Here is an 18,940-nt window from a genome sequence, read left to right on the forward strand (position 1 = left end):
GGCCTGCTGTCACTTGTTTATTCTTTAAAATTATTAAAATGTAATTTATTAGTATTTATTTTTTTGTCGAAGTTCTGGTTAGCGTGGCCGCACCACTACAAGGAGTCGTCCGCCATGAACCTGTCGATCAAGCGTGTTTTCAGTCTGTTTGCCGCTCCCGCCCTGGCTGCTGTGGTGGGGTGGCTAGCGCCGCTGGCCCAGGCCGCCCCGGTCCGGGAAATCCGCATTGCCGTACCTGACCTGAGTGCCGGTACGCAAAATTCCGGCGGCGGGGTCACTGATGTGTTGCGCAATCAGCAATTGCTGGAAAAAGCCTTCGCCGCCGACGGCATCAAGATTCAGTGGAACTACTTCAAGGGTGCGGGGCCGGTCATCAACGAAGCCTTCGCCAACGGCCAGGTCGACTTCGCCTATCTGGGCGATCTGGCGGCAATCATCGGCAAGGCCAATGGCGTCGACACCCGCCTGCTGGCCGCTACCGGGCGCGGTATCAAGCACTACCTGGGCGTGGCACCGGGCAGTGGCATCAAGACCTTGGAGGATCTCAAGGGCAAGCGCGTGGCGATCTTCCGCGGTACCGCCAGCCAGTTGTCCTTCGATGCCGCGCTGGCGAGCCAGGGCCTGAGCGAGAAGGACTTCAAGGTCATCAACCTCGACTTCAATGCTTCGGTCGCCGCCTTGGCTGCCCGGCAGATTGACGCCACCTGGGGCCTGTCGGGCTTGACCGCGCTGCAGGCTCGAGGGCTTGCCGAGCTACCGTTGAATACCAAAGACCTGGGTGGCGCCGGCAGTATCCAGGCGGTGCTGGTGGGCTCCGGCGCCTTTGTCGATGCCCATCCCGAACTGGTCCAGCGCCTGCTTGAGGCGCAACAACAAGCGGTGCAATGGCTCAGTGATGAGAGCAACAAGAAAGCCTATATCCAGCTGGTTTCAGGACTGGCCAGCTACCCACCCGTGATCCTTGAGCGCGATTTGCAGGATGAAGTACTCGAATACACCTTCCGCCCGAGCCTGGACCAGCCTTTCCTCGACCAACTCCAGGCCTCGGTCGACCTGGCCGCCGAACAGCGCCTGATTCGCAAACCGTTCAAGGTCAGCCAGTGGCTGGCCCCCAGGTTACCCGGCCAGCACCTGTAGCGCTGGCTGCTGATCGAGGCTGATCAAGGTATCGATCATCGCCCGCGCGGCGGGCGACAGGCGATAACCGCTGCGGCTGACAATGCCGCAGCGGGCATTGAGGCTGTCAAGATTGGCCGGCAGGTTGCGCCAGTGCAGACGCACCAGGCGCCCCTGCTGAATATCATTGGCAAAGGCTTCTTCGGTACCGATACCGATGGCATCACTGTCGAGCACCAGGCTTACCAGGGTCGGCAAGTGTTCGGTCAGCAACTGCGGGGTGAAATCGGTCTTGCCGCTGAGATTGGCCAGCAGCTTGCGCACTCCCGGCGGAATCAGTGTGGTGGCCAGCGGATAGTCGAACATGTCGTTGGTCGACAGGCTGTCCTTGGCCAGCAACGGATGCCCGGGGCGGCAGAAGAACAGGCCGCGGCGCGGGCTCAAGGGCAGTGTATGGAAGTTCGGGTCAGCCTCGAACTGGCGGATATCGGCGATGAAGAATTCGATCTCCTCACGATTCAACGCCCGGCTGAGTTTCTCCCAGCTATCCACCTCAAGGCGGGTGCGCACCTTGGGGTGGGCCTGGAGAAACTGTGCCAGGGCTTGAGGCACCAACTGCACGGCGGGTGCCGGCCCGCAGCCGAAGTGCAGCTCGCCAGCATCGAGCTTGGTCATCTGCAGCACTTCGCAACTCAACTGGGCCGCGCCCTGGACCAGACGCAAGGCGTGCTGCAATACCACCTGGCCTTCTGGCGTGGGGCGCAAGTCCTTGTTGCCGCGGTCTACCAGGACACAGCCGAATTCCTGCTCCAGGCCTTGGATGCTGCGGCTGAAGGCAGGTTGAGTGATGCCCATGGCGTCTGCCGCGCGAACAAAACTGCGGTGTTCGGTGAGGGCGATGAAGTAACGCAGTTGGCGAAGATCCATATGCTTTCCCGGCATTCCAAAAATACGGCGAAGGTATTTGCCGCCACGAAGGCTCAGGTTTTAAATGTAAGCTCTTATTCCGTCAATGAAGCATTTGAATATCTGTTAGAGCTTATTTGTATATAGATAGCGCAAGTGATTCATCGGCACCTTTCTAGAGCAGCCAGATGAGGGTCATACCATGAGCAATGCCGCACGCGCCGTAGCACCCATCAGCCATGCGCTGGAGATCCACCCGGTGGCCGGACGTATTGGTGCCGAAATTCGCGGGGTGCAATTGAGCGCTGATCTTGAGCCCGCCGTGATCGAGGCTATCCAGGCCGCTCTGGTGGCGCACAAGGTGATCTTTTTCCGCGCCCAGCATCACCTTGACGATCAAGGGCAGGAAGCCTTCGCGCACTTGCTTGGTGAGCCGATAGCGCACCCCACGGTGCCGGTCCGCGAAGGTACGCGTTTTCTCTTGGAACTCGATGGTGAGCGCCGGGCCAATTCCTGGCACACCGATGTGACCTTTGTCGACGCCTACCCGAAAGCTTCGATTCTGCGTTCGGTGGTGGCGCCCGCGGCGGGCGGCGACACGGTCTGGGCCAACACGGCGACGGCCTACGAGGATCTTTCCGCCGAGTTGCAGGCCTTGGCCGATCAACTTTGGGCGGTGCACAGCAACGAATATGACTACGCGGCGGCGAAGCCGAATGTCACGCCAGAGCAGCAGGAAAGCTACCGTCGTATCTTCACCTCGACGGTGTACGAAACCGAGCATCCGGTGGTGCGTGTGCACCCTGTCAGCGGTGAGAAAACTTTACTGCTCGGCCATTTCGTCAAACGCTTGAAGGGTTATTCGCAGGTTGATTCCGCGCACCTGTTCAACCTGCTGCAGAGCCATGTCACCCGCCTGGAAAACACCGTGCGCTGGCGCTGGCAGGCGGGTGACGTGGCGATCTGGGACAACCGCGCCACCCAGCATTACGCCGTGGATGATTACGGTACCCAGGGACGGGTGGTGCGTCGGGTGACCTTGCAAGGGGATGTGCCGGTGGGTGTGCTTGGCCAGCGCAGCCGTACCGTTCGCGGGGCGTGAAGCTGATCGCGGGGCAAGTCGACTTGCCCCGCGATGATTCAGAGAATGCTGATCGGGTAGCTGACGATCAGACGGTTCTCGTCGAAGGCATTGCTGCTGTAGTCGCGGCGCATGGTCGAGTTGCGCCATTTGAACGACAGGTTTTTCAAACTGCCTGACTGGATCACGTAGGCCAGTTCCGATTCCCGAGCCCACTCCTTGCCGTCGCTGACCGTTGCGGTGTGGACGTTGTCACCGCTGATGTAGCGGTTCATCAGGGTCAGTCCGGGGATGCCGACACCGGCAAAGTTGAAGTCGTGCCGCAGCTGCCAGGAGCGCTCTTTGGCGTTGTCGAAACTGGCGTTGTAGCTGTCGTTGGCCAGGGTGCCGCCACTGGTGCCGTTGACGCGCATCCAGGCATCGTCGCCGCTGACTTTCTGCAGGCCGACATAGAAAGTATTGCTGCCGTACTTGGCCGAGAGCAATGCCGAGGCAGTGCGGTTGTCCAGTTCGCCGGCCCGTTCGGCGCCGTCTTCCTTGCCGATGAAGTAACCCAGGTTGGCGCCCAGGGTCCAGTCACCCACTGGCTGGCTGTGCACCAGGTTGATGTACTGCTGGCTGTAAATGTCCTTCAGTTCGGCGTTCCACAAGCCGATCAGGGTGCGCTTGTCATTGAAACTGTACTCGCCACCGGCAAAGTTGAAACGGTCGGAGGTGAAGGCTGCCTTGCCGTTCATCGACATGTCTTCCATGCTCGCATCGTTACGCGGGCTGTTGCCACGGAACTGGCCGGCATACAGGGTCAGGCCGGCGATTTCCTGGGAAGTGATCTGCCCGCCGCGGAAAGTCTGTGGCAGCGAGCGGCCGTCATCCGAGCGCAGGATCGGCAGCACCGGCATCCATTCGCCGACTTTCAGCTCGGTGCTGGACGCCTTGGCCTTGAGCGCCACGCCCAGGCGGCCGAAGTCGTCGGCAGGGCGGCCGTCGTCATGCACCGGCAACAGCTGAGTGCCCGTCGTGCCCTTGCCACCATCGAGTTTGAGCGAGTACAGACCGAGCACGTCGACACCGAAGCCGACGCTACCTTGGGTGAAGCCGGAGCGGGCGTCGAGGATGAAACTCTGGGTCCATTCCTCGGCCTTGCCTTGGCGGTTGGCCGGGTCGGCAAAGTTGCGGTTGATGTAGAAATTACGCAGGTTGAGAGTGGCCTTGGCATCTTCGACAAAGCCACCTTCGCTCGCCAGAACTGGCAGGGTGCAAGCCATGGCCAGCAGGCCGGGAAGCAGGTGTCGTGCGGGTGCGGTCATGTTGTGTGTCTCTTGTTTTTATTCAAGCCGAAGCCATCCGCTGCGACGTTTATGGGTCGCAGGCCGGGCAACAGTCTTTGGGGGAGTACTTTGCAAAAGCTGCGAAGGGATGGTGCGGTGGCGGGAGGGTTTGAATCAATTCGTTACAGGCGGAAATGGGCGATAACCGAACGCTAACTGGTTGGTTAGTTTTGCCCCGCGATCATTGCCACACTGCTGCAAAATCGAATGCACAAAAAAGCCCACCGCAAGGGTGGGCTCCTGAAGCACAAACCAGACTCAGCCTTTCGGTGATTCAGCCGCAGCCTGCTGCTGCGCCTGACCGGTCTGCTCGTACCAACCGCCACCGAGGGCCTTGTACAGGTTGACCTCGCTGACCAACTGCGACAGGCGGTCGCTGATCAGTGCCTGCTGGGTGTTGAACAGCTGGCGCTGCGCATCGAGGAAGGTCAGGTTGCTGTCGACACCAATGCGATAGCGACGCTCAGCCAGACGGTAGTAGTCCTGGTTGGCGGCGACCAGGTCGCGCTGGGCCTGCAGCTGATCGTTGAAGGTCTGGCGCGCGGCGAGGCCATCGGAGACTTCCTGGAAGGCGGTCTGGATGGTTTTCTCGTACTTGGCGATGTTGATGTCCTTCTGGATCTTCGACAAGTCGAGACTGGCACGCAAGGCACCGGCGTTGAAGATCGGCAGGTTGATCTGCGGCTGGAACAACCAGGTGCCGGATCCACCCTTGAACAATCCGCCCATGTCCGGACTCAGGGTACCGGCGTTGGCCGTCAGGCTGATGCTCGGGAAGAACGCTGCGCGGGCCGCACCGATGTTGGCATTGGCGGCCTTGAGCAGGTGTTCGGCTTCCTGGATGTCCGGACGACGTTGCAGCAGGTCGGACGGCAGGCCTGCTGGCACTTCGGCCAACAGGTCGCTGTCGAGGCTCTGCGCGGCCGGCAGGTTGGCCGGCACACCCGTGCCGAGCAACACAGTCAGGCTGTTCATGTCCTGGGCGACCAGGCGTTGGTACTGAGCCAGCTTGACCCGGGCACCTTCGACCGACGTCCGCGCCTGGCTCAGGTCCAAGGCCGAAGCCACACCCACTTCATTGCTGCGCAAGGTCAGCGCGTAGCTTTGTTCGTAGGTCTTGAGGGTTTCTTCGGTCAGCTTGAGCAGGGCCTGGTCGGCCTGCCAGGTGAAGTAGGCGTTGGCAACGCTGGCCACCAGGGCGATCTGGGTCGAGCGCCGGGCCTCTTCACTGGACAGGTAGATCTCCAATTGCTGCTCGGTGAGGCTGCGGACCCGACCGAACAGGTCGAGTTCATAGGCGCTCACCCCGAGGGTTGCCGAGTACGAACTGGTGATACCGGCTTCACCGGTCTGTGACATGTTGGCCGGCATCCGTTGACGGCTGCCGCTGCCATTGGCGCTGACCGCAGGGAACAGGTCGGCCCGCTGGATGCGGTACTGCGCCCGGTAGGCATCGATGTTCAACGCCGCGACCTTGAGGTCGCGGTTGTTGACCAGCGAGGTCTGGATCAGTTGCTGCAGCGCCGGGTCATGGAAAAACTGACGCCAGCCCTGCTCGGCAGCGGCCACATCCGCCGACTCGGTCGGCGAATAGGCAGGGCCTTGCGGCCACTGCGCGGCCACCGGCGATTCCGGGGTCTGGTAGTCAGGGATCAGCGAGCAACCGCCAAGAATGAAAGCGGTGACCGCCAGGGACAACAGGGACTTGCTCATTGCCCAGCCTCATAGCGTGGAGTTTCAGGGGTGGCGTCTTCTTCGGGCTTCTTGCTACCGAACAGCGACGACACGCTTACGAAGAACAGCGGTACCCAGAAGATCGCCAGTACGGTGGCCGTCAGCATCCCGCCGATTACCCCGGTACCGATGGCATGCTGGCTGCCCGAACCTGCGCCGGTGGAGATCGCCAACGGTACCACGCCGAGAATGAACGCCAGCGAGGTCATGATGATCGGCCGCAGACGCATCCGGCAGGCTTCGATGGACGCATCGATCAGGCTGCGGCCCTGCTCATGCAGTTCCTTGGCGAATTCGACGATCAGAATCGCGTTCTTTGCCGCCAAGCCAATGGTGGTCAACAGACCCACCTGGAAGTACACGTCGTTGGACAGGCCGCGCAGGCTGGTGGCCAGCAGCGCACCGATGATCCCCAGCGGTACCACGAGCATGACCGAGATCGGAATCGACCAGCTTTCATACAACGCCGCCAGACACAGGAACACCATCAGTAACGACAGGGCGTACAGTGCTGGCGCCTGGGAGCCCGACAGGCGTTCCTCGTACGACAGGCCGGTCCAGGAATAACCGATGCCCGCTGGCAGTTGTGCGGCAATGCGCTCGACTTCAAGCATGGCCTCACCGGTACTGTAGCCAGGGGCTGGGGCACCGAGGATTTCCATGGCTTCGACGCCGTTGTAACGCGACAGCTTAGGTGCACCGTAGATCCACTCGCCCTTGGCGAAGGAGGAGAACGGCACCATCTCGCCGGCAGCGTTGCGCACGTACCACTTCTGCAGGTCTTCCGGGCTCATGCGCGCGCCGGCTTCACCCTGGATATAGACCTTCTTGACGCGGCCGCGGTCGATGAAGTCGTTGACGTAGCTGGCACCCAGGGCAATCGACAGGGTGTTGTTGATGTCGGCGATGGTCACGCCCAGGGCACTGGCGCGTTCGTCGTCGACGGTCAGTTGGTACTGCGGTTCGTCGTTCAGGCCGTTCGGACGCACGGCCGAGAGAATCTTGCTCTGTGCCGCCATGCCGAGGAACTGGTTGCGCGCTTGCAGCAGCTTTTCGTGACCGACACCGGCACGGTCTTGCAGGAACACGTCGAAACCGGTGGCGTTACCCAGCTCAAGTACCGCGGGCGGGGCAAAGGCGAACACCATGGCATCGCGGAAACTGAAGAAGTGCTGCTGGGCGCGGGCCGCCAGGTTGAACACGTTGTTCTCGGCGGAACGCTCGCCCCACGGCTTGAGCATGATGAAGGCCATCCCCGAGCTCTGGCCGCGACCGGCGAAGTTGAAGCCGTTCACGGTAAACACCGAGGCAACGGTATCGGCTTCCTTGTCCAGCAGGTAGCTGCGCATCTCGTCGATCACCACCTGGGTCCGTTCGGAACTGGAGCCGGCCGGAGTCTGTACCTGGGCGAAGAGAACGCCCTGGTCTTCCTCGGGGAGGAAGGCGGTGGGAATGCGGGTGAACAGCCAGATCATGCCGACCATGATCAGCAGGTAGGCCAGCAGGTACGGCGCCTTGTTGCGCAGGATGTTGCCCACCCCGCGCTCGTAGCTTTTCACGCTGCGGTCGAAGTTGCGGTTGAACCAGCCGAAGAAGCCGCGCTTGGCAACGTGATGTTCACCCTTGGCAACCGGCTTGAGCATGGTCGCGCAAAGCGCCGGGGTGAAAATCAAGGCAACCAGCACCGACAGCGCCATGGCCGAAACGATGGTGATCGAGAACTGCTTGTAGATCACCCCGGTAGAGCCACCGAAGAACGCCATCGGCAGCAGTACCGCCGAGAGTACCAGGGCGATACCGACCAGGGCGCCCTGGATCTGGCCCATGGACTTCTTGGTCGCTTCCTTGGGTGACAGGCCCTCTTCGGACATCACCCGCTCGACGTTTTCCACCACGACGATGGCATCATCCACCAGCAAGCCGATGGCCAGGACCATGCCGAACATGGTCAAGGTGTTGATGCTGAAGCCGGCTGCGGCGAGGATGCCGAAGGTACCGAGCAACACCACCGGGACGGTCATGGTGGTGATGACGGTGGCGCGGAAGTTCTGCAGGAACAGGTACATCACCAGGAACACCAGCACGATCGCTTCGATCAGGGTGTCGATTACCCCGCTGATCGATTCGGTCACCACTGGCGTGGTGTCATACGGGAACACCGCTTTCATGCCTTCCGGGAAGAACGGCTCCAGGTCGCTGATGGTCTTGCGCAGGGCCTTGGCAGTGTCCAGGGCATTGGCCCCGGTTGCCAGCTTGACCGCCAGACCCGAAGCCGGCTTGCCGTTGAACTGGGCGCTGACCGCATAGTTTTCGCCACCAAGACCGACGGTGGCAACGTCACTCAGGCGCACTTGCGAGCCATCGCGGTTGACCTTGAGCAGGATCTTCTCGAACTGCTCGGCCGTCTGCAGGCGGGTCTTGCCGATGATCGTGGCGTTCAGTTGCTGGCCGGGCAGGGCCGGCAAGCCGCCGAGCTGACCGGAAGACACCTGCACGTTCTGCGCGGCCACGGCGGTACGCACGTCGACCGGGGTCAGCTGAAACTTGTTCAGCTTGGCCGGGTCGAGCCAGATACGCATTGCATACTGGGCACCGAACACCTGGAAGTCACCGACACCCGCGGTACGCGAAATCGGGTCCTGCATGTTGGAGACGATGTAGTTGGCCAGGTCGTCCTTGGACATGCTGCCGTCTTCGGACACCAGGCCGATCACCAGCAGGAAGTTCTTCACTGCCTTGGTCACGCGGATACCCTGTTGCTGCACTTCTTGCGGCAGCAGCGGGGTGGCCAGGTTCAGCTTGTTCTGCACCTGGACCTGCGCAGTATCAGGGTTGGTGCCCTGCTCGAAGGTCGCAGTGATGGTCATGCTGCCATCGGAGTTACTTTCCGACGACACATAACGCAGGTTGTCGATCCCGTTGAGCTGCTGCTCGATCACCTGTACCACGGTGTCCTGCACGGTCTGCGCCGAGGCGCCCGGGTAGGTCACGGCGATGGCGATGGCTGGCGGAGCGATGCTTGGGTACTGGTTGATCGGCAGTTTCAGGATCGACAAGGCGCCGACCAGCATGATCACCAAGGCGATCACCCAGGCAAAGATCGGGCGATCGATAAAAAATCTCGACATGGTTTACTCCCCTTTGGCCCCTGCAGTGGTTGCATTGGCCTGGGTTGGCTGGGCAGGCTTGACGTTGGTGGCTTGGCTGACCCTGACCTCGACGCCTGGCTTGACGAACTGCAGGCCTTCGGTGATCAGCCGGTCACCGGCGTCCAGGCCTTTGGCGATCAGCCAGTCGCTACCAACGGTACGGTTGGCCTCGAGCTGGCGCCGCTCGACCTTGTTGTCCTTGTTGACCACCAAGGCGGTCGGTTGGCCTTTGAGGTCGCGGGTCACGCCCTGTTGCGGAGCGAGGATGGCTTGGGCGTTGACACCGGCCTTCAGGCGCGCGTGGACGAACATGCCAGGCAGCAGGTTGTGCTCGGGGTTCGGGAACACGGCGCGCAGGGTCACGGAGCCAGTGGTCGGGTCAACCGAGACTTCGGAGAACTCCAGACGGCCTTCCTGGCGATAGGTGCTGCCGTCTTCCAGGGTCAGGGTGACCTTGGCGGCATTGTCGCCGACCTTCTGCAGTTGGCCGCTTTCCAGTTCGCGGCGCAGCTTGAGCAGCTCGGCCGAGGACTGGGTGACGTCGACGTAGATCGGGTCCAGCTGCTGGATCACCGCCATGGCATCGGCCTGGCCATTGTTGACCAAGGCGCCCTCGGTCACTGCCGAACGACCGATACGACCGCTCAGTGGAGCCAGGACCTTGGTGTAACGCAGGTCGATCTGGGCGCTACGCAGCGAAGCTTCAGCTTGCAAACGTTTGGCTTGCGCGTCGTCGTATTCCTGGCGGCTGACCGCTTGTTCGGCTACGAGCTGTTTGTAGCGCTCGGACAGCGAACGGGTCGATTGCAGGTTGGCCTGGGCGCTGGCCAGGGTCGCTTCGTATACCGAAGGATCGATCTGGTACAGCTGCTGACCTTCCTTGACCTCGGTGCCTTCTTTGAACTGGCGCTTGAGAATGATGCCATTGACCTGGGGACGGACCTCGGCGATGCGGTAGGCGGTGGTGCGCCCCGGCAGGTCGGAGGTCAGGGTATAGGCCTGGGTTTGCAGGGTGACGACGCCGACCTGAGGAGCTTGCGCAGCAGGCGCAGCCTCTTCCTTTTTACAGCCGCTGAGCAGGGTTGCCAGGGCGACGGCGGATACCAGAGCGGTAACAGCTGGCTTGAATTGCATGAAGATCCTCGGGTCGCAAGAGCTGAAGACGCTCAAGAATAATGGAAAGGGTGCGATAAGAAAAAAATTGTCGAGTGGATAAATAGCTTGCTAAGAAATATACTTACATTCATGGTTGTTTGTAAATACCTTGCAGACGATGCCCCAGGCCGCTGCAAGCCTTGAATTTAATACATCCGGTAACAACCTATCAGAGGTTGATCCGGCCCAGCCCCCAGGTGCTCGAGTGTGCGCCTGGGTTTGATGAGGTCGTACTGCCATGGTCCGTCGAACCAAAGAAGAAGCCCAGGAAACCCGTGCCCAGATTCTCGAAGCTGCGGAAAAGGCCTTCTACAAGCGCGGGGTTGCGCGTACCACCCTGGCCGATATCGCCAAACTGGCGGGGGTTACCCGCGGCGCTATCTATTGGCACTTCAACGACAAGGCCGAGCTGGTCGAGGCCATGCTCGAAAGCCTGCACGAACCCCTGGACGCCTTGGCCCGGGCCAGTGAAAGCGAAGATGAAGTTGATCCGCTTGGCTGCATGCGCAAGCTGCTGGTCCAGTTGATGCACCAGACGGTGCTTGACCCGAAAACCCGGCGAATCAATGAAATTCTGCATCACAAGTGCGAGTTCACCGATGATATGTGCGAAATTCGCCAACAGCGGCAAACCTCGACGCTTGAGTGTCATGCCCATATTGCGCTGTCGCTGGGCAATGCAGTCAAGCGCGGGCAACTGCCCGCTGATGTGGACCCTGAGCGCGCGGCGTTGGCGATCTATGCCTATATAGATGGTCTGATCCGCCGCTGGCTGCTGTTGCCGGAAAGCTTCGATCTGTTGGGGAAAGCCGAACAGTGGATCGATACCGGGCTGGATATGCTGCGCTTGAGCCCTTCCTTGCGCAAATGAGACTTTGTGAAGGTTTGTGATGAATTGTTGCCACGGCCTTCGCAAACCTTCTGCATAAGGCTGCTCAGGCCGAAAGTAGCGTCACGGACTTACCTGAAGCTTATCTCAGGGCGCTCAAGGTTGCAGTGTGCGGCACGCAGTGGGCCAGGCTGCAACTGGCTGCCGAATGCGGCTGGTGACGGGCCTGTTCGACCCGGTAGGCGGCTGCGGCATAGAGCCCGATCACGGCGGCAATGGCACAGATGACGGCGCATTTTCTGGATTTGAGGCTCATGCTGATCACCTCTTTCAACCTGCTTACAGGTGCTGTTCTAAAGCATAGGTCAGCCTTGCCTGGTCTGCCTGCCTAGCGTAGCTCGCGGTCCCATTGCGGCTCGGCAGTGAAGCGCTCGGCGAGGAAGTCGAGCATGCTGCGCAAGGTGGCCGGCATGTGCTTGCGTGAGGTATAGACGGCGTTGAGGTTGAGTTCGCGGGGTTTAGCCTGGGGCAGCAGGCGCACCAACTCGCCACTGCGCAGGGCGGGGGCGGCCTGATAGGTGGGCAGCATGGCGATCCCGGCGCCGGCCAGGGCTGCCCGTTGCAGCGTCATGGCTTCATTGGCGCTGATATTGCCCTGTACCGGGACCGAGATCGTTTCGCCCTCCACCTCGAAATGCCAGAGGCTGCGGCCGAAATAGGCGTGAGTCAGGCAGTTGTGCCGAGTCAGGTCCTCGACGTGCACTGGCGCCGGGTGTTCACGCAGATAGGCCGGTGACGCGCAGATCACTGAGCGGCACACGCTCAGGCGGCGGGCGATCAGGTTGGGGTCCAGGTCGTTGCTGGTGCGGATGGCCAGGTCGATGCGTTCATCCACCAGGTTCACTGTGCGATCGAGCATTTGCAGATCGATCTTCACCCCCGGGTAGCGTTTGACGTACTCGGTCATGGCATCCATCAGCTGTGCCTGGCCGAACGAGGTGCTGACGCTGATCCGCAGCTCACCCCGTGGCGCTTCGTCCGGTGCACTCACTGCCGCTTGCAGGTCACCGGCCAGCTCCAGCATCTGCCGACAGCGCGGCAAGGTTTCCTGGCCCGCGGCGGTCAGGCTCAGGCGTCGCGTGGTGCGTTGCATCAGGCGCGCACCGACCCAGTTTTCCAGTTCGGCCAGGTAGCGTGATACCACCGGCCGGGAAAGGTCCAGGTGATCGGCGGCAGCCGATTGGCTGCCGAGGTCGACCACACTGACGAAGACCCGCATTGCTGTCAGACGATCCATGATTTGCCCGATTTCAGAAACAAACTATGTTCAAGCATCGCATTTTTTGCATTGGATCGTGCAACTAAGCTGTTGCACATTGCCTCTCTTACAGGAATTGCCTTGATGCGTCGTTCATTCTCCTTGCGCGGTTTGTTGCTGGCCTTTGCCACCCTCGGTGTTCTGGCCCAGGCGCATGCAGCCGAGCAGCCGTTGCACCTGGATGTCTATAACCCGGGCACCGCGGCACTGTTTCCGGTCAGCTCGATCATCGTCAGCGGCAAGCATGACGCCATCCTGGTCGATGCCCAGTTCGGTAAAGGCCAGGCCGAGCAGGTGCTGGCGAAACTGCGCGCCAGCGGTAAGCGCCTGACCACCATCTATATCAGTCATGGCGATCCGGATTATTACTTTGGCCTGCAGACCCTGACCGATGCCTACCCACAAGCCAAGGTTGTCGCCTCTGCGGCAACGGTCGCCCATATCAAACAGACCATGGATGCCAAGCTGGCGTACTGGGGGCCGCAGATGGGCGCGGACAAACCGGCGAAACTGGTGGTCCCGCAGGTGCTGGAAGGTAATCAGCTGAAGCTGGAAGGCCAGCAACTTGAAGTGCTCGGTCTTGATGGCCCGCAAGCGGACCGCAGTTTTGTCTGGATTCCTTCGATCAAGGCGGTGGTCGGTGGTGTGGTGGTCGCGCATAACCTGCATGTGTGGATGGCCGACACCCAGACGGCGCAATCACACAAGGACTGGCTTGCGACCCTCAAACGCATCGAACTGCTCAAGCCGCAGGTCGTGGTGCCTGGTCATTACCTGGGGCTGCCTGGCGAGTCGCTTGCAGCGGTGCGCTTCACCGCTGACTACATTCGCGCCTTCGACGAAGAGACTGCCAGGGCCGACAACGCCGCCGCGTTGATCGCGGCAATGAAAAAACGCTACCCGAACCTGGGCGAGGAGAGCTCGCTTGCGCTTAGCGCCAAGGTCGCCAAGGGCGAGATGAAGTGGTAAGTGACATTCAATCCTGACTGGAGGTTTTCCATGAGCAAGATCGCAATCATTGGGGCAACTGGCCGTGCCGGTAGTCAGTTGCTGGAAGAAGCCCTGCGTCGTGGCCACAGCGTCACCGCTATCGCGCGCAATCCAGCCAAGCTGCAGGGCCGTGAAGGGGTGACAAGCGTGGCGCTGGATGTCAGTGATGCTGCTGCACTGGAGCAGGCACTGGTCGGGCACGATGTGGTACTCAGCGCTGCGCATTTTTTCAGTATCAAACCGCAGGCCATTATCGAGCCGGTGAAGAAAGCCGGGGTCAAGCGTCTGCTGGTGGTGGGCGGGGCGGGCAGCCTGTTGCTGCCGTCGGGGCACAAGGTCATCGATAGCCCGGACTTCCCTGACGCGTACAAGGCCGAGGCGACTGCCGGTGGGCATTACCTCGATACCCTGCGTCAGGAAAAGGAGCTGGACTGGACCTTCCTGTCTCCGTCGGCCGAGTTCGTTGAAGGTGTGCGCAGCGGCAGCTACCACACGGGCAAGGATCACCTGCTGATCGGTGCCGACGGCAAGAGCTGGATCACCTTTGCCGACTATGCCATTGCCATGCTTGATGAAGTGGAAAAGCCCGCTCACTCGCGTCAGCGTTTCACCGTCGGTTACTGAACCAGCCGGGCCTGGGCCTGCTCGCACAGCCAGTCGAGCAGTTCCAGCAAGGCTGCTGACGTCGAGCCCTGCGGTCGGACCAGGTAGTAAGCCTGGCCAGTGCTGACCTTGAGCGGGAAGGGCGCAACCAGCCGCCCGCAGCTCAGGTCATCACCGATCAGTGACCAGTCGCCGATGGCCACCCCGGTACCCTGGGAGGCCATGGACATGGCCATGTCCAGGGTCTCGAAATGTTGGCCCTTGCCTTGCCGCGGCAGGTTGGCGCCAGCGGCACTGAGCCAGGCGTTCCAGTCGTGCTGGTCGCGGGTCGGGTGCAGCAGCATGTGTTGCTCCAGATCCGCCAGCTGTTGCAAGGGCACGGGGCCGGCCAGCAATTGCGGTGCACACACCGGCGTTAGCTGCTCATCAAACAGCTTGAGCCTGTGCAAGCCATGATTGGGGGCGGCGCCATACACCACCGCCGCATCGAACACTTCGCGACGAAAATCCACCCCGTGCTGCACCGTGGTGGTCAGCTCCACCGGCACGTCCGGGCGCAACGCCTGCCACTCCATCAGCCGCGGCAGCAGCCAGCGCATCACGCAGGTGGGCGCCTTGAGCTGCAAGGTGGCACTGCGCGCGCCGACTTGTTGCATGCCTTCCTCGATCAAGGCGAACACCTGCTGTACCCGTGGCAGCCAGTCCTGGCCTTCGCGGGTCAGGCTCAGGCCTCGGGCCTGGCGCAGGAACAGCGCATAGCCCAGATGTTCCTCAAGGCCGGCGATCTGCCGGCTGACGGCGCCCTGGGTGATGTGCAGCAACTGCGCCGCACGGGTGAAGTTGCAGCACTGGGCGGTGACCAGGAAAGTGTACAGTGCGGGCAATGGCGGCAAGCGTTTCATCGGGCATCAGCCATGATCTGTGGACATGGCTAGTATGCGCTTTTTTGCATTGTGCCGGTAGCGAGGCAGCGGTCCAATAACGCCTGTTTTCAGCACAATAACAGGCAGACGAACATGGCAACTTGCGGTGAAGTACTGGTCAAACTCCTTGAAGGCTATGGCGTTGACCATGTCTTCGGGATTCCCGGCGTGCATACCGTCGAGCTCTACCGCGGGCTGGCGCGTTCCTCTATCCGGCACATCACGCCACGTCACGAGCAAGGCGCAGGCTTCATGGCTGATGGCTTTGCGCGCACCCGTGGCAAGCCGGGTGTCTGCTTCATCATTACCGGCCCGGGAATGACCAACATCACCACGGCCATGGGCCAGGCCTATGCCGATTCGATCCCGATGCTGGTGATCTCCAGCGTGCAGTCCCGCCACCAGCTGGGTGGCGGGCGCGGCAAACTGCATGAGTTGCCGGCCCAGGGTAGCCTGGTGGCGGGCGTTGCGGCGTTCTCTCACACGTTGATGAGCGCTGACGACCTGCCGATGGTGTTGGCTCGTGCGTTTGCCGTGTTCGACGGCGCCCGTCCACGTCCGGTACATATCGAGATTCCGCTGGATGTTCTGGTCGAAGACGCCGATCACCTGCTGGCCAGTACCCCTGTACGCATTGCCCGCGCTGGCGCTGCCCCGGCACCCGTAGCGCAAATGGCAGCGCTGCTGGCCAGCGCTCGGCGTCCACTGCTTCTCGCCGGTGGTGGTGCCATCGATGCCAGTACAGTGCTCACCCGCCTGGCTGAATACCTGCAGGCACCGGTGGCGCTGACCATCAACGCCAAGGGCATGTTGCCTGCCAGCCATCCGCTGCAGATCGGTTCGACCCAGTCGCTGGTCGCGACCCGTGAGCTGGTGGCTGAAGCCGACGTGGTGCTGGCGATTGGTACCGAGCTTGCCGAAACCGACTATGACGTGACCTTCAAGGGTGGCTTCGAGATTCCAGGACGTTTGCTGCGCATCGATATCGACCCGGACCAGACCGTGCGCAACTATCCCCCTGAGATTGCGCTGGTGGCCGACGCCACGGTGGCAACTCAGGCCCTGCTGGTGGCCCTGGCCGAACAACCTGCACCGGTACGCGCTAATGAGTGGGGCGCCAGCCGTGCCGCACGCTTGCGTGAGCGACTACTGGCCGACTGGGATCTGCCGATGCACAGCCAGACGCGTATGCTCAAGACCTTGCTCGACACCCTGCCGAACGCGGTGCTGGTTGGCGACTCGACGCAACCGGTCTACACCGGCAACCTGACCCTGGATATGGATCAGCCGCGGCGCTGGTTCAATGCTTCCACCGGCTACGGCACACTCGGTTACGCCTTGCCGGCGGCCATGGGCGCCTGGTTGGGTAGCGCCGAAGCCATCGAGGAGCGCGCACCGGTGATCTGCCTGATCGGCGACGGTGGCCTGCAGTTCACTCTGCCGGAACTGGCCAGCGCTACTGAGGCGGAGGTGCCGTTGATCGTCTTGTTGTGGAACAACCAGGGGTACGAGGAAATCAAGAAGTATATGGTCAACCGCGCCATTGAGCCGGTGGGCGTGGACATTCACACCCCGGACTTCGTCGGCGTGGCCAAAGCCCTTGGCTGTGCTGCCCAGGCCGTGGACGATGTCGAGCAATTGCGTGAAGCCTTGCGTCAGGCGTGCGACCGCAAGGGCCCAAGCCTGATCGAAATCGATCAGAACCGCTGGATGCAGGCGGTGCCGGCATGATGAAGCTTCCAGGTGTCTACATCCAAGGTGTCTGGCAGCACGGCCCGCAGCCGCTCACGGTGATCAACCCCAGCAATGAGCAGCAGCTGGCCGAAGTGGCCGGCGGTGACGGCGCAGCGGTAGAGCGCGCCACCCAGGCGGCGCGGGCTGCGTTCGCTGGTTGGTCGACAACGACCGGAGCTGCGCGTGCAACGATACTGCGGGCGATTGCCGAGGGGGTCGAGGCGCGCCGCGAGCGCCTGGTCTTCTTGCAGGCCAGCAACAACGGCAAGCCGCTCGCCGAAGCGCAAATGGATGTGGACGATGTAATCGCCACCTTCCGTTATTACGCTGAGCGTGCGGATCAGCTTGATGCCGGGCAGGACTGCCCGGTGGCGCTGCCCAGTGAGGACTTTGTCGCGCGCCTGCGGCGTGAGCCTTGTGGCGTGGTCGGGCTGATCGTGCCGTGGAATTTCCCCATGGTCACCACCGCTTGGAAACTGGCGCCAGCACTGGCAGCCGGCTGTTGCGTGGTGCTCAAGCCCTCGGAGGTGACGCCGCTGGCGGAGCTGGAGTTGGCCAGCGTGATTGCCCAGGCCGGATTGCCTGATGGTGTGTTCAACCTGGTTTGCGGTACCGGGATTGCAGTGGGCGCCGCCCTGGCTGGCGATCCACGGATTGCCAAGATTTCCTTTACCGGCAGCAATGCAGTGGGCGTGCAAGTCATGCAGCGTGCGGCGGAGACCGTCAAGGGCGTAAGCCTGGAGCTGGGGGGCAAATCCTCCTTGCTGGTGCTGGACGCGGCTGACCTGGAGTTGGCCGTGGAACTGGCTTGCCTGGGCGGCTTTTTCAATGCCGGGCAGATGTGCTCAGCCACCAGTCGGGTACTGGTGGCCGAAGCCTTGTATCCGGACTTTATTGCGCGGCTCAAGACGCGGGCCGAAGCGATTCGGCTCGGCGATCCGTTCGCCGATGAGAATGAGATGGGCGCACTGGTCAACCAGGCGCAGTACCAGCGTGTACAGAAGCATATAGCGGCGGGCCTGGAAGCCGGTGCACGACTGCTGTGCGGTGGTTCACGGCCAGAGGCGCTGCCCTGTGGGTACTTCATCAGCCCCACGGTATTCACCGACGTGCCGTTGGACAGTGCGTTGTGGCGTGAGGAAATCTTTGGTCCGGTGCTTTGCGTGCGGCCGGTGGCCAGCGAAGCCGAAGCGCTGGCCTTGGCCAACGACAGCGAGTTCGGCCTGGTGGCCAGCGTGGTCAGTGACGACCTGATCGCTGCCGAGCGGGTGGCCAACGCACTTGAGGCCGGGCTGGTATGGATCAATGCACCACAGGTGATTTTTCCGCAGACGGCCTGGGGCGGCTACAAGCAGAGCAGTATCGGGCGTGAGCTTGGGCCTTGGGGGTTGAGTGCCTTCCAAGAGATCAAGCATGTAGTGAGGGCGGTGTAAGCCTCATCGCGGGGCAAGGCGACTATCCACTACGACTGCGGCCTAGAGCATGATCGGCAGGTTCATCAGGCCCCCTTTTTTCCCGGCACCTGATGAGGCTCGGGTTGCTCGGACCGCTGTCGAGTCGATCATCCAGGTTTGCAAGTCGATCAGGCCTTGCTCGTTAAGCTTGATGTGCAACCGCTTGAGCATCTGATCGAAGGTTCCCCGGTTTCGCCAATCCCGAAACCGTTGATAAACCGTTGACCAAGGCCCGAAACGCTCTGGCATGTCTCGCCAAGCCGCACCAGAGCAGAGAACCCGAAGCACGCCATCGAGCATCAGTCGATCGTTGAGGTGTGGCCTGCCTCTGCCGTGGGTTTCGATGAAAAGATTGGCGACCAAATCCCAAGCCTCATCCGAGAGGTTATAACGCTTTGCCATCACAGAATTCCTTTTCGTAGATGGCTGGAGACTCTACAAAATCTCAGCTCTCAAGAGGCAGCTGTTGGTTTTCTCGGGATTTCGTACAGTGCCTAGGGAAACTCTGAAGAAGACTTCCAGATTTGGCAGAATGCTTAACCTCAAACGCCGAGACACCTGATGAAGCAGATGACCTTCGCCGACGCCGAGTACGCCGGCAAGCGCAAGCAGACCCGCAA

General features: G+C 61.4%; 16 protein-coding genes and 1 pseudogene. 7 read left to right on the forward strand and 10 right to left on the reverse strand.

The features are described from left to right. Positions 1 to 114: 114 nt before the first annotated feature. Positions 115 to 1,137: an ABC transporter substrate-binding protein gene (locus tag ACRESH_RS21245; protein ID WP_431743816.1), complete on the forward strand. Its 1,023-nt coding sequence runs from the start codon at positions 115 to 117 to the stop codon at positions 1,135 to 1,137. On the opposite strand, the gene ACRESH_RS21250 is transcribed toward ACRESH_RS21245, so the two are convergent. Further along, complete coding sequence (locus tag ACRESH_RS21250; protein ID WP_431743817.1) at positions 1,117 to 2,043, reverse strand: LysR family transcriptional regulator; 927 nt, start codon at positions 2,041 to 2,043, stop codon at positions 1,117 to 1,119. The two genes, ACRESH_RS21245 and ACRESH_RS21250, sit on opposite strands and share 21 nt — an antisense overlap. Before the next feature lie 181 nt (positions 2,044 to 2,224). On the opposite strand from ACRESH_RS21250, the gene ACRESH_RS21255 reads away from it, so the two are divergent. After that, on the forward strand, positions 2,225 to 3,124 hold the full coding sequence (locus tag ACRESH_RS21255; RefSeq protein WP_431743818.1) for a TauD/TfdA dioxygenase family protein: 900 nt from the start codon (positions 2,225 to 2,227) through the stop codon (positions 3,122 to 3,124). Between the two features lie 38 nt (positions 3,125 to 3,162). Here the strand turns inward: ACRESH_RS21255 and ACRESH_RS21260 are convergent, their stop codons facing one another. The 4 genes from ACRESH_RS21260 to ACRESH_RS21275 form a co-directional block, all read right to left on the reverse strand. After that, complete coding sequence (locus ACRESH_RS21260) at positions 3,163 to 4,410, reverse strand: OprD family porin (RefSeq protein ID WP_431743819.1); 1,248 nt, start codon at positions 4,408 to 4,410, stop codon at positions 3,163 to 3,165. 279 nt (positions 4,411 to 4,689) lie between these two features. After that, entirely contained in the window at positions 4,690 to 6,144 is a 1,455-nt protein-coding gene (locus ACRESH_RS21265) for an AdeC/AdeK/OprM family multidrug efflux complex outer membrane factor (protein ID WP_431743820.1), read from the reverse strand. Then, entirely contained in the window at positions 6,141 to 9,293 is a 3,153-nt protein-coding gene (locus ACRESH_RS21270; RefSeq protein ID WP_431743821.1) for an efflux RND transporter permease subunit, read from the reverse strand. Before ACRESH_RS21270 ends, ACRESH_RS21265 begins: the two co-directional genes overlap by 4 nt. 3 nt (positions 9,294 to 9,296) lie before the next feature. Then, complete coding sequence (locus tag ACRESH_RS21275; protein WP_431743822.1) at positions 9,297 to 10,448, reverse strand: efflux RND transporter periplasmic adaptor subunit; 1,152 nt, start codon at positions 10,446 to 10,448, stop codon at positions 9,297 to 9,299. A 259-nt stretch (positions 10,449 to 10,707) separates the two neighbouring features. On the opposite strand from ACRESH_RS21275, the gene ACRESH_RS21280 reads away from it, so the two are divergent. Then, positions 10,708 to 11,340 carry a TetR family transcriptional regulator gene (locus ACRESH_RS21280; protein WP_431743823.1) on the forward strand — a complete coding sequence of 211 codons (633 nt, stop codon included), beginning with the start codon at positions 10,708 to 10,710 and terminating at the stop codon, positions 11,338 to 11,340. Between the two features lie 100 nt (positions 11,341 to 11,440). Here ACRESH_RS21280 and ACRESH_RS21285 read toward each other — a convergent pair whose 3' ends face one another. Beyond that, entirely contained in the window at positions 11,441 to 11,614 is a 174-nt protein-coding gene (locus tag ACRESH_RS21285; RefSeq protein ID WP_431743824.1) for a hypothetical protein, read from the reverse strand. Between the two features lie 72 nt (positions 11,615 to 11,686). Next, entirely contained in the window at positions 11,687 to 12,595 is a 909-nt protein-coding gene (locus tag ACRESH_RS21290; RefSeq protein ID WP_431743825.1) for a LysR family transcriptional regulator, read from the reverse strand. 105 nt (positions 12,596 to 12,700) lie between these two features. Between ACRESH_RS21290 and ACRESH_RS21295 the strand changes: the two genes are divergently transcribed. Together ACRESH_RS21295 and ACRESH_RS21300 are read left to right on the forward strand one after the other, a co-directional pair. Then, entirely contained in the window at positions 12,701 to 13,585 is an 885-nt protein-coding gene (locus tag ACRESH_RS21295; protein WP_431743826.1) for an MBL fold metallo-hydrolase, read from the forward strand. A gap of 30 nt (positions 13,586 to 13,615) precedes the next feature. Further along, the gene (locus ACRESH_RS21300; protein WP_431743827.1) at positions 13,616 to 14,230 is read left to right on the forward strand and encodes an NAD(P)-dependent oxidoreductase; all 615 of its coding nucleotides are present in this window, start codon (positions 13,616 to 13,618) and stop codon (positions 14,228 to 14,230) included. Here the strand turns inward: ACRESH_RS21300 and ACRESH_RS21305 are convergent. After that, the gene (locus ACRESH_RS21305; RefSeq protein ID WP_431743828.1) at positions 14,224 to 15,111 is read right to left on the reverse strand and encodes a LysR substrate-binding domain-containing protein; all 888 of its coding nucleotides are present in this window, start codon (positions 15,109 to 15,111) and stop codon (positions 14,224 to 14,226) included. The two genes, ACRESH_RS21300 and ACRESH_RS21305, sit on opposite strands and share 7 nt — an antisense overlap. A gap of 114 nt (positions 15,112 to 15,225) precedes the next feature. Between ACRESH_RS21305 and ACRESH_RS21310 the strand changes: the two genes are divergently transcribed. Continuing rightward, positions 15,226 to 16,863, forward strand: a complete 1,638-nt coding sequence (locus ACRESH_RS21310; protein WP_431743829.1) for a 5-guanidino-2-oxopentanoate decarboxylase — start codon at positions 15,226 to 15,228, stop codon at positions 16,861 to 16,863. Then, positions 16,860 to 18,299, forward strand: coding sequence for an aldehyde dehydrogenase family protein (locus ACRESH_RS21315; protein ID WP_431743830.1), 1,440 nt, complete (start codon positions 16,860 to 16,862; stop codon positions 18,297 to 18,299). Before ACRESH_RS21310 ends, ACRESH_RS21315 begins: the two co-directional genes overlap by 4 nt. Positions 18,300 to 18,324: 25 nt before the next feature. On the opposite strand, the pseudogene ACRESH_RS21320 reads toward ACRESH_RS21315, so the two are convergent. Together ACRESH_RS21320 and ACRESH_RS21325 are read right to left on the reverse strand one after the other, a co-directional pair. Further along, a pseudogene (locus tag ACRESH_RS21320) lies at positions 18,325 to 18,722 on the reverse strand (IS5 family transposase); the annotation flags it as partial. A 33-nt stretch (positions 18,723 to 18,755) separates the two neighbouring features. Beyond that, positions 18,756 to 18,940, reverse strand: a 185-nt coding sequence (locus tag ACRESH_RS21325; RefSeq protein WP_431743831.1) for a hypothetical protein, incomplete at its 5' end; no start/stop codon positions are given.

Source organism: Pseudomonas sp., from assembly GCF_050739775.1.
Classification (GTDB): domain Bacteria; phylum Pseudomonadota; class Gammaproteobacteria; order Pseudomonadales; family Pseudomonadaceae; genus Aquipseudomonas.

Coding starts and splice junctions, on each gene's coding strand:
- ACRESH_RS21275 (WP_431743822.1), bottom strand. CDS start 10,448: ATGCAATTCAAGCCAGCTGTTACCGCTCTGGTATCCGCCGTCGCCCTG.
- ACRESH_RS21265 (WP_431743820.1), bottom strand. CDS start 6,144: ATGAGCAAGTCCCTGTTGTCCCTGGCGGTCACCGCTTTCATTCTTGGC.
- ACRESH_RS21310 (WP_431743829.1), top strand. CDS start 15,226: ATGGCAACTTGCGGTGAAGTACTGGTCAAACTCCTTGAAGGCTATGGC.
- ACRESH_RS21290 (WP_431743825.1), bottom strand. CDS start 12,595: ATGGATCGTCTGACAGCAATGCGGGTCTTCGTCAGTGTGGTCGACCTC.
- ACRESH_RS21315 (WP_431743830.1), top strand. CDS start 16,860: ATGATGAAGCTTCCAGGTGTCTACATCCAAGGTGTCTGGCAGCACGGC.
- ACRESH_RS21270 (WP_431743821.1), bottom strand. CDS start 9,293: ATGTCGAGATTTTTTATCGATCGCCCGATCTTTGCCTGGGTGATCGCC.
- ACRESH_RS21280 (WP_431743823.1), top strand. CDS start 10,708: ATGGTCCGTCGAACCAAAGAAGAAGCCCAGGAAACCCGTGCCCAGATT.
- ACRESH_RS21260 (WP_431743819.1), bottom strand. CDS start 4,410: ATGACCGCACCCGCACGACACCTGCTTCCCGGCCTGCTGGCCATGGCT.
- ACRESH_RS21255 (WP_431743818.1), top strand. CDS start 2,225: ATGAGCAATGCCGCACGCGCCGTAGCACCCATCAGCCATGCGCTGGAG.
- ACRESH_RS21300 (WP_431743827.1), top strand. CDS start 13,616: ATGAGCAAGATCGCAATCATTGGGGCAACTGGCCGTGCCGGTAGTCAG.
- ACRESH_RS21285 (WP_431743824.1), bottom strand. CDS start 11,614: ATGAGCCTCAAATCCAGAAAATGCGCCGTCATCTGTGCCATTGCCGCC.
- ACRESH_RS21245 (WP_431743816.1), top strand. CDS start 115: ATGAACCTGTCGATCAAGCGTGTTTTCAGTCTGTTTGCCGCTCCCGCC.
- ACRESH_RS21295 (WP_431743826.1), top strand. CDS start 12,701: ATGCGTCGTTCATTCTCCTTGCGCGGTTTGTTGCTGGCCTTTGCCACC.
- ACRESH_RS21250 (WP_431743817.1), bottom strand. CDS start 2,043: ATGGATCTTCGCCAACTGCGTTACTTCATCGCCCTCACCGAACACCGC.
- ACRESH_RS21305 (WP_431743828.1), bottom strand. CDS start 15,111: ATGAAACGCTTGCCGCCATTGCCCGCACTGTACACTTTCCTGGTCACC.